The organism is Micromonospora sp. ABR4_055 (assembly GCF_056160425.1).
The window spans coordinates 1-12,701 of sequence record NZ_JBSWXD010000174.1 but is presented as its reverse complement, the minus strand read 5'-3'; the positions used below and the strand labels follow the sequence as shown (position 1 = coordinate 12,701).

The window sequence follows — 12,701 nt, the reverse complement described above, 5'->3', positions numbered from 1 at the left end:
CGGCCCGGCCGTACCGGGCCCGCCGGGCCGGGTCGGCGACCAGCCCGGCGACCGCCCCGGCGAGCGCCGTCGGGTCACCGGGTGGCACCAGCAGCCCGGTCACCCCGGGCGTGACCAGGTCCATCGGCCCGCCGGCGGCCGGCGCCACCACCGGTACGCCGCTGGCCTGCGCCTCCTGCACGGTCTGGCCGAAGGTCTCGTGCGGCCCGGTGTGGGCGAAGACGTCGAAGCTGGCGTACAGCCGGGCCAGGTCACGGCCGTGCCGGGCACCGAGGAAGCGGACCGCCGGCAGGGCGCGTTCCAGCTCCTTGCGGGCCGGTCCGTCACCCACCACCACGACCCGTACGCCCGGCAGCCGGCTGGTCTCGGCGAGCAGGTCCACCCGCTTCTCGGCGGCGAGCCGGCCGACGTAGCCGACCAGCGTCTCGCCGCCGGGGGCCAGCTCGCTGCGGGTCCGTTCGCAGCGGTGAGCCGGGTCGAACCGGACCGGGTCGATGCCGCGGCCCCAGATGCGTACCCGGTCGATGCCGTTGGCGGTCAGGTCGGCGGCCGCGGCGGTCGAGGGGGCCAGGGTGCGGTCCGCCGCGTTGTGGATCTCGCGCAGCCAGCGCCAGACCGTCGCCACGCTCCACCCCAGGTGGTACGCGCGGGCGTAGGCGGCCACGTCGGTCTGGTAGACCGCCAGGGTGGGTAGCCGCAACCGGCGGGCCACCGTCAGTCCCCGCGCGCCGAGCACGAACGGGCTGGCCAGGTGTACGACGTCCGGGGTGTGGTCGGCCAGCACCTCGGTGAGCCGGCGGCTCGGCAGACCGAGCCGGAAGCTTCGGTACAGCGGCACCGGCAGGCTCGGCACCCGGATCACCGGGTACGGGTGGGTGCCGGCCTCCGCCCGCTCGGCGGCGGCCGGTGCCGGTGCGATGACCAACGGTTCATGCCCGCGTGCGACCAGGTGTTCGGCGACCCGAACCACGGAGTGCGCCACCCCGTTGAGGTCTGGTGGGAAGGACTCGGTGACGATCGCGACGCGCATGGGTGTCACGTTCGCGCCCGTGCGGGTGGCCGAGGCTACGCCGCGTTGACCAGCGGGCGAACTCTGCGGCAAGAGACCGGTTGGCCGGAGTCGACCGGTCAGACCTCGTAACGGGCACCGGCCCGGACGATCTCGACCGGCCCGTCGAAGCTCGACGCCGCCGCCTCGAACGTCGACGCCTCGCTGCCCCAGGCGGTGACCAGATGGGTCAGCAGCAGCCGGCCGACGCCCGCCTTGGTCGCGGCCTCCCCCGCCTCGCGGCCGGTCAGGTGCAGGTCCGGCGGATTGTCCACCCCGTCGAGGTAGCTGGCTTCGCAGAGGAAGACGTGCGCGTCCTGGGCCAGCCGCAGCAGCGCCTCACAGGGTGCCGTGTCCGACGAGTAGGTCAGCACCCGGTCGCCGTGCTCCACGCGTACCCCGTAGGTCTCCACCGGATGGTTGACCCGGTCGACGGTGACCTGCAGCGGACCGATCGGGAAGCTGCCGGGTTGCAGGCCGTAGAAGGTGTAGACGTCATCGACCGGCTCGCCGCTGATGTTGTACGCGGTGGCGATCCGGTCGGGTGCGCCGGCCGGGGCGTAGACCGGCAGCGGCGGGTACGGACCGTCCGGGGCGTAGCGCCGCACCACCACGTAGGTGCAGGCGTCTAGCATGTGGTCACAGTGCAGGTGAGTGAGCAGGATCGCGTCGACCGCGTGCAGGCCGGCGTACCGCTGCAGGGCGGACAGCGAACCCGAGCCGAAGTCGACGAGCAGGCGGAACCCGTCCGCCTCGACCAGGTAGGCCGAACAGGCGGCCTCGGGTCCGGGGAAACTCCCGGCGCAGCCGAGTACGGTCAGACGCATCAACTGTTCCCACGGACGCGGTGAGACACCGGCGATGCGCCGTTCATGCCATCGAAGATCTCCACCAGCGGCTCTGCCACGCTCGGCAGCCTACGCCGCAGCCAGCAGCGGTATGAAAGATCCGCTGCAACTTGTCGTCAACGTGACACCGAAGCGCGAACAACTGGAGCGACTTCGACAACCCGCCCCAGGATCGCCCATAGCGCAACCAATCATTTGCACCGGAGCACCAGGCCACAGACGACGCCGACCGGTGCGGCTCAGGCCCAGAGCTGACCTTCCAACGCTTCCTCGGCGTCGGACAGCGTGCCGCCGTACGCACCGGTGGAGAGGTACTTCCAGCCGCCGTCGGCGACCAGGAACGCCACGTCGGCACGGCGGCCGGCCTTGACCGCCTCGTGCGCGACGGCGAGCGCGGCGTGCAGTACGGCACCGGTCGAGAAGCCGACGAAGAGCCCTTCCACCTCGACCAACTGCCGGGTCCGCAGCACCGCGTCGCGGGTACCCACCGAGAACCGCCGGGTGAGCACGCTCGCGTCGTACAGCTCCGGCACGTAGCCCTCGTCGATGTTGCGTAACCCGTACACCAGCTCGCCGTAGCGGGGCTCGGCGGCGACCACCTCGATGCCGTCGACCTTCTCCCGTAGGTAGCGCCCGGTGCCCATCAGGGTGCCGGTGGTGCCGAGCCCGGCAACAAAGTGGGTGACCGTGGGCAGGTCGCGCAGCAGCTCCGGCCCGGTCGTCTCGTAGTGGGCCTGGGCGTTGCCGCTGTTGCCGTACTGGTAGAGCATCACCCAGTCGGGGTGCTCGGCGGCGATCTGCTTGGCCGTGGCCACCGCCTGGTTGGAGCCGCCGGCGGCCGGCGAGAAGATGATCTCGGCGCCGTACATCCGGAGCAGTTGGACCCGTTCGGCGGAGACGTTCTCCGGCATGACGCAGACCAGCCGGTAGCCGCGCAGCTTCGCCACCATGGCGAGTGAGATGCCGGTGTTGCCGCTGGTCGGTTCGAGGATGGTGTCGCCGGGCCGGAGCCGCCCGGCCCGTTCGGCGGCGCGGACCATGAACATGGCCGCCCGGTCCTTGACACTGCCGGTCGGGTTGCGGTCCTCCAGCTTGGCCCACAGCCGTACCGGTGGTGCCCCGTCGGGCACCACCGGGGAGAGCCGGGGCAGGCCGACCAGCGGGGTGCCGCCACACGCGTCGAGCAGGCTGTCGTAGCGCGTCATGGCGGGCCGCTCAGCCGCTGACGGTGTTGGCGGCGGCCAAGGCGACGACGTCGCCCGCGCCGCCGGCCACCGCGGGCAGGATCGTCACGGTGTCCCCGTCGGCGACCTTGGCCTCGAGCGCACCGAGGAACCGGACGTCCTCGTCGTTGACGTAGATGTTGACGAACCGGTGCAGGTTGCCCTCGTCGGTGATCAGCCGGCCACGCAGGCCGGAGTGCTTGGCGTCGAGGTCGTCCAGCAGGGCGGCGAGGGTGTCCCCGTTGCCTTCGACGACCTTGGCGCCGCCGGTGTAGCTGCGCAGGATGGTGGGGACGCGAACTTCGATAGACATTGACGTGCTCCTATTGCAACGGTAGGTCGGACCAGACTGCGGTGCGGTACGGCGCCAGGGTCAGCGGCCGGACGAACACTCGTAGTCGACCGTGGTCGGGGTCTGCCCGAACAGGTACGACTGCACCGCGTGCGGGTCGACACCGGCGTCAATGAGATTGACCGGCTCCTCGGTCACCACCTCGTCCACGATGCGGAACGACCGGATCTCGGTGACCTCCGGGTCACGGGTGGAGACCAGCAGGTAGTGGGCCTCGGGCCAGCCGGCGATCGCCGCGTCGGTGCGGGACGGGTACGCCTCGGTCGCGGTGTGCGAGTGGTAGATCACCACCGGCTCCTCGTCCCGGTCGTCCATCTCTCGCCACAGATGCAACTGCTCCATCGAGTCGAACTCGTAGAACGTCATCGAGCGGGCCGCGTTCTGCATCGGGATGTGCCGGGTCGGCGTGTCCGAGCCGGCCGGTCCGGCGACGACGCCGCACGCCTCGTCGGGGTGGTCCCGGCGGGCATGGGCGACGATCGCGTCGATGATCGACCGGTCGATGCTCAGCACGACTCCAGCCTACCGCCTTCTCCGCTTCTCCGGCCCGGCCGGCCCGTGGCGGTCGTCACGCTGCTCGACACTGCTCGACACTGGTCGGCGCGTTGCTCGGCGCTAGTCGAACAACGCGCCGAGCAGGGACTCCTGCCAATAGCCCAGATAGGCGTAGACCGACAGCTGGAACAGCCGGCTCGACGACGGGTCGTCCCGCTCGGCCGCCGCCAGCTCGGCGCCGAGATCGGTGTCGGCCCGCACCTGCAACCGGACGCCCATCGCCAGCCGGGCGTCGTTGATCGCGCGCAGCCACGCCTCGGCCGCCTCGCCGTCCAGGCGGACCTCCGCGCCCGTGTCGTCGGCGTCGGCCGGCAACGCGGCGAGCACCGCGCCCGCCTGGTCGATCTTTGCCGTCTTGAGGTCGCTCTCGGTGTACCGCCGCAGCTCCGCCGAGCTCGCCGGATCGTCCCGGTAGGTGTCCGGAAAGAGCCGGTCGACCACCGGGTCGTCCCGTTCGAATCCGTCGGTGAGCAAACCCACCACCTCGCCGGCGACCTTACGCAGCACCCGTACCTCATCGGGTGAGAAGACCGCGACGATGCGCCCGTTGCGGCGCCGAAACATGCTCATGCCCGATCGACCGTCGCCCAGAGCCCGTAGGCGTGCAGCCGGGACGCGTCGAGCTCCATCCGCTCACGGGGCCCGCTGGACACCACCGCCCGGCCCTTGTTGTGCACGTCGAGCATCAACTCCTCGGCCTTGGCCTGGCTGTACCCGAACAGCTTCTGGAAAACCCAGGTCACGTACGTCATCAGGTTGACCGGATCGTCCCAGACGATGGTCACCCACAGGCGTTCGTCACCTGGCATCTCGACCATGTCCGGCGTCTCGACCGGAGCAACCTGGAGAGCCGCCATTCCCCCATCGTGCCACCGGCGGGGCCGGGGCGGACAACGCCCACCACGGTCAGCCCGGCGCGTCGCCACTGTCGATCGCATCAGCCAGCAGGTTGGCCAGGCCACGCCGTACCGCGGCGAACCGCAACGCGATCTCCTGGGACAGCGCGATCTCCACCGCCCGCAGCGCCTGCTGGATCCAGGACCGGGCCTGGTCCGGTGCCATCCCGGTCGGCCCACCGCGCGGATGCCAGCAGTCGGCGGCGAGCGCGACGCCGATCGGCGGCACGGTGCACCGGGACCGCTGCGCCGGGTACCCCGCGAAGACGTCCACCACCACGGGGGACGGCCCGGTGACGGGGGACGGCCCGGCTGCGGTGGACGGGACCGGCTCGCACTGGCCCGCAGCGGTCGTCAGAAGTCCTTCCGCGACCGCCGTGGGTGGATCCCCGAGCACCCGGCGGCGGAGCTGCTCACGCAGCAGCGGACCGAGCCGCTGCGCCGGATCGACCCCGAACACCTGCTCGACCACCTCGTCCACCGCGTCGTCCACGCCGACGGCGCAGGCCGCGCCGGCATGCAACGACAGGGCCAGGAACTCGCGGTCCAGGAAGCCGGGTATCCCGGCCGGTCCATTGCCGAACAGCAGCTCGCGTACCGCGGCCACGTGCAGATTGGCCAACTCGATCGCCAGGGTGTGCCGCACCCGCTGGCCGATCCGTCGCACCACCCGGTCCAGCTGCTCGGACCAGTCGGCTGCCGGCCCACCGGGCGGCAGCGGCGGCGGCTCGTCGTACGCCAACTGATCGGCCAGACCGGCTCCGGCCCGGTGCAGCGCCTCCCGGGCGGCCCAGTCGGTCACCTCCCGGCGGAGAAAGGCCGCGTCGCCGGTTGCCGCGTCGACCGAATGCCAGGGTGCCTGTTCCAGCTCGGGTACGGCGGCCAGCAGCGCCGCCCGCTGGAACGACTCGCCCGCGCTCTGCACGCCGGCCGCGGTGATGGCAACGAACACCGCGACACCGGCGCGCAGCGCCCGGCGCAGCAGTTCGTGTTCGACCTGCCCGGGCGGCGGCCCGGCACCAACCACGAAAACCAGCGCGCCGCCGCGTACCGCAGCGTCGAGCAGCACCGTCGCGCCGGCCGACCGGAGCGTCTCCAGGTCGGGCGAATCGACCAGGCTGAGCCGGCGCAGCGAGGCGTCCGGCCTGCTCACCTCGACCCTGCGCGGTGGACGGGGCAGGGCAAGCCCGGCACCGGACCGCGCCGACCGCGCCGGGACGATCCACGGCTGCGACCAGCCCGGCAGGTATGCCGCGATCCGCTCGACCGTCCCGTGCCGGATGACCAGGAAACTCTCGGGCGGCCGGAGGTCCGGCGACGATTCACCGTCGAGAAACGCGGTCAGCACGGCCCGGCGGCTGTTGGCGGCGCCTCCGACCACGACGGCCGCGACCGGTTCGTCGGCCGGGGGCGGCGATGGCACCGGGGCGACCATCGGCAGGTCCCCGGCCAGGTCACCTGGGCGGCGCGGCCGCCTGCGCTGCCGGGGCACGCGGGCAGCGGAGCGGATAGCCAGGCGATTCGACGGTGCTGTCACAGACTCCACAAGCTGAGCTCCTTCGGGCGTCATCGCCACGAAACACCAGTACATCGACGCTACGCGCACAATCACTTACGCAGTGGCGACCACCGTTACTCAACTGATCGAACACTCCATACTCAGCTGCGAACCGGCCGCGCCCTTCCCCCTCGGCAACTGTTCTATATGCTCCCCTGCCATGGGCCTGTGGAGCTTCGTGGGACGGTCCGAAGAGCTCGACCGGCTGTTCGCCGCAGCCACCGACGGCGGTCACGGCTTGATCCTCAGTGGCTCCGCCGGAATCGGCAAGAGCCGGCTGCTCCGGGAAGTCGTCAGTCGACTGCCGACCGAGACCTACGCGGTCTGGTCCGCCTCGGGCAGCGTCAGCGCCGCCGGCCTGCCGTTCGCCGGCCTCGCCCAGGTCCTCCCGGCGGACCAGCCACCCGGGTTGTCCCCGTCGGCGCTGCTGCGTTGGGCCGTCGAGTCGCTGCGGCAACGGGCCGCCGGCCGGCCTATCGTGCTCGCCATCGACGATGCGCATCTGCTCGACCCCTCGTCGGCGGCGGTGACCAACCTGATCGCCCGCTCCGGGCAGGCCACTGTGCTGGGTACGCTACGAAGCGGTGAGCCAGTGCCGCTGCCGATCCGGGCACTGTGGGCTGACGATCTCGTGGTGCACGACGAGTTGTCGCCGCTGGACGTCGTCGACAGCACCGGCCTGCTGATGGAGCTGCTCGGTGGGCCGCTGGATCCCACATCGGCCGAACGGCTGTGGCGGCTGTCCGAAGGAAACCCACTGCTGCTGCGGGAGCTCGTCATCGCGGCCCAGTCCGGGCAGGAGCTGGCCCAGACGTACGGGGTGTGGCGGTGGACCGGCCGGCTGGAGCTGGCACCGAGCCTGACCGACCTGATCGACACCCGGATCGGCCAGCTCAGCCCGCCGGTTCGCGGTGTCGTCGAGCTGGTGGCGTTCGGCCAGCCGATCGGGCTGCGACTGCTGCTGCGGACCAGCCGGCACGCCGACGTGGAGGCCGCCGAGGAACGCGGGCTGATCCGGGTCGACATCGACGACCGCCGGCAGGACGTGCACATGGCCCATCCGCTGTACGGCGAGGTGGTGCGCCGCCGGTGCCCGGTCACCCGGGCGCAGCGGCTGCAGGCGCAGCTCGCCTCGCTCGTGGAGCAGGCCGGGGCACGGCGCCGGGAGGACCTGCTGAGGGTCGCCGTCTGGCGACTCGAGTCGAACACCGCCGACGACCCGGCGGTGCTGCTCGACGCGGCCGGCCGGGCGTTCACCGGGTACGACATCCCACTGGCCGACCGGCTGGCCGCCCGGGCGTTCGACGTCGGCGGTGGGTTCGACGCCGCCGAGCTGAGGGCGACCATCCTGATGTTCCGCGACGAGCCCGAGCGGGCCCTGGCCACCATCGAGGCGGTCCGCGACGAGGTCACCACCGACGAACGACGCAGTCGCTGGTTGATGGTGCTCGGGCTGGTCGCCTACTGGGGGCTCGGTAACGAGTCGACGCTGGAGGACCTGTCGGCCGGTGCCCGCGAGCTGACCGACCCGGCCGACCGGGTCCGGGTCGACTCGTTCGAGGCGATCATGCGGTTGCACCGGCTGGAGTGTGACGCCGCGCTGCGGCTGGCCCGCGCCGTACTCGACCGGCCGGCGGCCAGTCACGCCGCCCACGGGCTGGCCCAGTGCACCATTGCCCACCTGCAGGCCGCGCAGGGCGACCTGACCGGCAGCGGCCGGGCCATCGCCCGGGTCGAGGCCGACGCTGCGCACTGGCGTACCGAACTTCCCTACCTTCAGCTGGCGCTGGAGCTCGGCCGCGGCACCCGGCTGGTGCTCGCCGGCGACCTGCCCGGGATCGAGGCGATCGTCGCCGAGGAGTTCGCTGACCTGGCCGACGCCGGCGACTTCCGGCTCGGGTCCGGCTACCTGTCGGTGGTCCGCGCGCAGGCCGCCCGGCTGCGCGGCCGGCTCGACGACGCGCTGCGACACAGCCTGCAGGCGTGCGCGACGCTGGCCACCGGCCGGGTGTACGCCGGGCTGGCCCACGCCGAGCGCGCACACGCGGCTGCCCTGCGTGGCGAGGCGGCCCAGGCCGCCGCAGCGATGGCCGACTCGGACCGGGCGCAGACGCCCGGGATGGCGATCCTGTATCCGTGGCGGGAGCAGGCGCGCTGCTGGGTGACGGTCGCCGAGGGAGACGTCACCGGCGCAGTGGAGATGCTGCGGGAGCTGGCGGACCGGCTGCGGACCGACGGGCTCGCCGGCCACGAGGTGATGGTGCTGCACGACCTGGTCCGGCTGGACCGGGCCGACCTGGCGGTGGACCGGCTGACCGAGCTCGCCAAGGTGGTCGAGGGGCCGCTGCCGCCGCTGGTCCTGCGCCAGGCGCAGGGCGCCGCCAACGGACCGTACGGTGCCCTGCTGCGCGCCGCCAGCGGCTTCGCCGGCCTCGGGCTGCACCTGTTCGCCGCCGAGTCGGCCGCGATGGCGGTACGCCGGCAGCGACTGGCCCGGTCGCCGGTGACCGGACAGACCAACGTGCTGCTGGGCCGGTCGCTCGGCCAGTGCGTCGACGTGCGTACCCCGGCGTTGCTGGCCGGTCAGCCCAACCTGACCGAGCGGGAGCACCAGGTGGCGAAGCTGGCGGCGGCCGGCGTGGCCAGCCGGGAGATCGCGCGACGGTTGTTCCTGTCGCCCCGCACCGTGGAGAACCACCTGCAACGGGCGTACGGCAAGCTCGGCGTGACCGGGCGTGCCGAGCTGACCGAGGCGCTGCGCGCCCTGCCCGACGAGCCGGGGGCCACCGGGCCCGGCCGGGCCGGGCCGCACCCGCCGGGCGGCCGTACAGTAACCGGGTGACCAGCTCCAGCCCCGCTCTGCTGACCGACCACTACGAGCTGACCATGCTCGCCGCCGCGTTGGCCGACGGCAGCGCCCACCGGCACTGTGTGTTCGAGGTCTTCGCCCGGCGGCTGCCGACCGGTCGCCGGTACGGTGTGGTCGCCGGCACGGGTCGGCTGGTCGACCTGATCCGGGACTTCCGCTTCGATGCGCAGACCATCCGCCACCTGCGCGACCGTGCGGTGGTCGACGCCGACACCGCACAGTGGCTGGCCGACTACCGGTTCACCGGGGACGTCGACGGGTACGCCGAGGGTGAGTTGTTCTTCCCGAACTCGCCGATCCTCACCGTCTCCGGCACGTTCGCCGAGTGCGTCCTGCTGGAGACTCTGGTGCTGTCGGTGCTGAACCACGACTGCGCGATCGCGGCGGCGGCGGCGCGGGCGGTGACCGCGGCCCGTGGCCGACCGGTGATCGAGATGGGCTCGCGGCGCACCCACGAGGAGGCGGCGGTGGCGGCTGCCCGGGCCGCGTACCTGGCAGGTTTCGCGGCGACGTCCAACCTGGCTGCGGGTGCCCGGTACGGCATCCCGACGGCGGGCACCTCGGCGCACGCGTTCACCCTGTTGCACGACGACGAACGGGCCGCGTTCGCGTCCCAGGTGGCCTCGCTCGGACGGGACACCACGCTGCTGGTCGACACCTACAGCATCAGCCAGGGCATCCGCAACGCGATCGAGGTCGCCGGGCCGGACCTGCGAGCGATCCGGATCGACTCCGGCGACCTGTCGGTCCTGGCGCAACAGTCCCGGGAGCTGCTCGACTCGCTCGGCGCCACCGAGACCAAGATCATAGTCTCCGGTGATCTCGACGAGTACGCGATCGCCTCGCTCGCCGCCGAGCCGGTCGACATGTACGGTGCCGGCACCGCCGTGGTGACCGGCTCCGGCGCGCCGACCGCCCGGCTGGTCTACAAGCTGGTCGAGGTCGACGGCCGGCCGGTGGTCAAGCGCTCCGAGAACAAGGCCACCGTCGGGGGCCGCAAGGTGGCGGTACGCCGGCACAAGCCGACCGGCACCGCCACCGAGGAGATCGTCGTCTCGCAGGGGGTGCCGGACCGGTCCAACGGCGACCGGGTGCTGCAACGGTCCTTTGTCGCCGCAGGCGAGCCACTGGCCCGGCCGACCATCGCCGAGTCCCGTGAGCACCTGCGCCACTGCCTGATCTCGATACCGTGGGAAGGGCTGAAGCTGTCCGCCGGTGACCCGACCATCCCGGTGACCGTCGTGCCAGCCGAGCAGTGACCGCCGGGCCGCGACCGGCGCGACCGGTGACCGACCGTTCAGGAGCCAGCAGCAGGAGGACGACGACCATGCACCGGGCACTGATCATCGTTGACGTACAGAACGACTTCTGCGAAGGCGGCTCGCTCGCGGTGGGCGGCGGCACCGACGTGGCGGCGGCGATCTCCCGGAGCGTCGCCGAGGCGCCGCAGCGGCGGTGGCGGCACGTGGTGGCGACCAAGGACTACCACGTCGATCCCGGCGCGCACTTCGGCGACCCGCCGGACTTCGTCGACACCTGGCCGGCGCACTGTGTGGTGGGCACCGGCGGGGAGGAGTTCCATCCCGGGCTGGCCGTCGACCGGATCGAGGCGGTCTTCCGCAAGGGCCGGCACGCGGCGGCGTACTCGGGCTTCGAGGGCCACAGCGACGACGGCATCGGCCTGGCCGACTGGCTGCGGGAACGCGGGATCACCGGGGTCGATGTGGTCGGCATCGCCACCGACCACTGTGTACGGGCGACCGCGCTGGACGCCGCTCGGGCCGGCTTCGACACCACCGTACTGCTCGACCTGACCGCCGGGGTGGCCCGGGACACCACCGAGGTGGCGATGGACGCGATGCGGGCCGCCGGGGTGACGTTGACCGGCTCCCCGGTACTGCGCCCGGCCTGACCGGCCACCGGCCTGACCGCGCCGGCCGGGGCCGGACCGCAGGTCGGGCTGGCCGGCGCGGATATCGGCTGGCCGGCGTCGTACCCGGCGGGCATGATGCCGGCCGGAGGTAACACCGACTGATGAACCTGACTCCTTACCGGCAGGCGCTCGCGCTGCCCGGTGTGGCCCGGCTGCTCGCCCTGTCGGTGCTGGCCCGGATGCCGAACACCGCCGCCGGAGTGGCGCTGACCCTGTACGTCGTGCTGGACCAGGGCCGGGGGTACGGCGCGGCTGGTCTGGCCGGTACCGCGTTGACCGTCGGGGCCGCGATCGGCGCACCGGTGCTGGGCCGGCTGGTCGACCGGCGTGGACTACGTCCGGTGCTGGCCGTCTCGGCCGCCGCCCAGGGCGTCTTCTGGGCCGTGGCGCAGGCGCTGCCGTACCCCGCGTTGCTGGTCGCGGCGGTCGTCGCCGGCCTGCTCAGCCTGCCGGTGTTCTCGGTGATCCGGCAGTCGCTGGCCGCACTGGTCCCGGCGGAACAGCGCCGTCCGGCGTACGCCCTGGATTCGATGTCGGTCGAGCTTTCCTTCATGGTCGGCCCGGCCCTCGCGGTGCTGCTCGCCACCGCGGTCTCCCCCCGGATCGCGATGGTCGCGGTCGGCGCCGGCCTGGTCGCCGCCGGGCTGGCGCTGTTCGTCGTCGACCCGCCGATCCGCGCCCGGCACGAGGAAGCTGACCGAGCGGGCGTCCGGATCACCCGCCGGGACTGGCTGACCCCGCAGTTGCTCGGGGTCCTCGCGGTCGGCACGGCGTCGACGCTGGTGCTCGGTGGCACCGACGTGGCGTTGATCGCCGCGCTGCGGGAGAGCGACCAGTTGGTCTGGACCAGCGTCGTGCTCGCCGGCTGGGGGGCCTACTCACTGGTTGGCGGGTTCGCCTACGGAGCGACCCGGCGTGCGGTGCCGCCGGTCGGGTTGATGGTCGCGCTGGCCGCCGCCACGGTCCCGGTCGGGCTCGGGGCCGGGAACTGGTGGACGCTGGGGCTGGCCTTGGCCCCGGCCGGGCTGCTCTGCGCGCCGACGATCGCCGCCACGTCCGACGCGGTCGCCCGGCTGGCCCCGGCGGCGGTACGCGGCGAGGCGATGGGCCTGCATGGTTCGGCAATGACCGTGGGCATGGCCGTCGGGGCGCCGCTGACCGGTGCGGTGATCGACGCCAGTACGCCGACGTGGGGTTTCGTGGCAATCGGCGCGGCGGGGCTGCTGCTGGCACTGCCGATGGTCGCCATGCAGTTGCGCCGCCGGGCGATGCTGGACCGGGTGCCGGCCTGCGGTGACGGGCTCCCAGAGGCACGACGCGGAGGAAGAGAGGGGGGAGCGGGGGGGGAGGGAGGGAGTGGAGGGGGGGGGGGGGAGGGGGGGGGGGGGGGGGGGGGGGGGGGGGGGGGGGGGGGGGGGG

General features: G+C 72.7%; 12 protein-coding genes. 4 read left to right on the top strand and 8 right to left on the bottom strand.

Going from position 1 to position 12,701, the window contains the following annotated elements; translation table 11 throughout:
- The 8 genes from ACXAHD_RS27860 to ACXAHD_RS27825 all read right to left on the bottom strand — a co-directional run.
- Positions 1–1,030: glycosyltransferase family 4 protein (locus ACXAHD_RS27860; protein WP_475054340.1), on the bottom strand; the 1,030-nt coding region annotated here is incomplete at its 3' end.
- Positions 1,031–1,128: 98 nt separating this feature from the next.
- Positions 1,129–1,875, bottom strand: coding sequence for an MBL fold metallo-hydrolase (locus tag ACXAHD_RS27855; RefSeq protein ID WP_281553593.1), 747 nt, complete (start codon positions 1,873–1,875; stop codon positions 1,129–1,131).
- Positions 1,876–2,135: 260 nt separating this feature from the next.
- Positions 2,136–3,101 carry a PLP-dependent cysteine synthase family protein gene (locus tag ACXAHD_RS27850; protein WP_289212315.1) on the bottom strand — a complete coding sequence of 322 codons (966 nt, stop codon included), beginning with the start codon at positions 3,099–3,101 and terminating at the stop codon, positions 2,136–2,138.
- 10 nt (positions 3,102–3,111) lie between these two features.
- Positions 3,112–3,432, bottom strand: coding sequence for a MoaD/ThiS family protein (locus ACXAHD_RS27845; protein WP_281553591.1), 321 nt, complete (start codon positions 3,430–3,432; stop codon positions 3,112–3,114).
- Positions 3,433–3,492: 60 nt separating this feature from the next.
- Entirely contained in the window at positions 3,493–3,984 is a 492-nt protein-coding gene (locus ACXAHD_RS27840) for a M67 family metallopeptidase (protein WP_278167444.1), read from the bottom strand.
- Positions 3,985–4,086: 102 nt separating this feature from the next.
- Positions 4,087–4,596, bottom strand: a complete 510-nt coding sequence (locus ACXAHD_RS27835; protein ID WP_475054333.1) for a DUF2017 domain-containing protein — start codon at positions 4,594–4,596, stop codon at positions 4,087–4,089.
- The gene (gene clpS, locus ACXAHD_RS27830) at positions 4,593–4,883 is read right to left on the bottom strand and encodes an ATP-dependent Clp protease adapter ClpS (protein WP_281553589.1); all 291 of its coding nucleotides are present in this window, start codon (positions 4,881–4,883) and stop codon (positions 4,593–4,595) included. The genes ACXAHD_RS27835 and clpS overlap by 4 nt, the downstream gene beginning before the upstream one ends.
- Positions 4,884–4,932: 49 nt before the next feature.
- Positions 4,933–6,345: a P-loop NTPase family protein gene (locus ACXAHD_RS27825; protein WP_475054330.1), complete on the bottom strand. Its 1,413-nt coding sequence runs from the start codon at positions 6,343–6,345 to the stop codon at positions 4,933–4,935.
- 313 nt (positions 6,346–6,658) lie between these two features.
- Here ACXAHD_RS27825 and ACXAHD_RS27820 point away from each other — a divergent pair, with 313 nt between their 5' ends.
- From ACXAHD_RS27820 to ACXAHD_RS27805, 4 genes are all read left to right on the top strand, one after another.
- Positions 6,659–9,322: a LuxR C-terminal-related transcriptional regulator gene (locus ACXAHD_RS27820; protein ID WP_475054327.1), complete on the top strand. Its 2,664-nt coding sequence runs from the start codon at positions 6,659–6,661 to the stop codon at positions 9,320–9,322.
- Positions 9,319–10,608, top strand: coding sequence for a nicotinate phosphoribosyltransferase (locus tag ACXAHD_RS27815; RefSeq protein ID WP_281553586.1), 1,290 nt, complete (start codon positions 9,319–9,321; stop codon positions 10,606–10,608). The genes ACXAHD_RS27820 and ACXAHD_RS27815 overlap by 4 nt, the downstream gene beginning before the upstream one ends.
- Positions 10,609–10,676: 68 nt before the next feature.
- Complete coding sequence (locus tag ACXAHD_RS27810; protein ID WP_281553585.1) at positions 10,677–11,261, top strand: nicotinamidase; 585 nt, start codon at positions 10,677–10,679, stop codon at positions 11,259–11,261.
- A 122-nt stretch (positions 11,262–11,383) separates the two neighbouring features.
- On the top strand, positions 11,384–12,701 hold a 1,318-nt coding region (locus ACXAHD_RS27805), incomplete at its 3' end, for an MFS transporter (RefSeq protein WP_475054324.1).

What these genes read in the sequence shown, in the direction of transcription:
- clpS (WP_281553589.1), bottom strand. Translation starts at nt 4,883, where the DNA reads ATGGCGGCTCTCCAGGTTGCTCCGGTCGAGACGCCGGACATGGTCGAG.
- ACXAHD_RS27850 (WP_289212315.1), bottom strand. Translation starts at nt 3,101, where the DNA reads ATGACGCGCTACGACAGCCTGCTCGACGCGTGTGGCGGCACCCCGCTG.
- ACXAHD_RS27845 (WP_281553591.1), bottom strand. Translation starts at nt 3,432, where the DNA reads ATGTCTATCGAAGTTCGCGTCCCCACCATCCTGCGCAGCTACACCGGC.
- ACXAHD_RS27810 (WP_281553585.1), top strand. Translation starts at nt 10,677, where the DNA reads ATGCACCGGGCACTGATCATCGTTGACGTACAGAACGACTTCTGCGAA.
- ACXAHD_RS27855 (WP_281553593.1), bottom strand. Translation starts at nt 1,875, where the DNA reads ATGCGTCTGACCGTACTCGGCTGCGCCGGGAGTTTCCCCGGACCCGAG.
- ACXAHD_RS27835 (WP_475054333.1), bottom strand. Translation starts at nt 4,596, where the DNA reads ATGAGCATGTTTCGGCGCCGCAACGGGCGCATCGTCGCGGTCTTCTCA.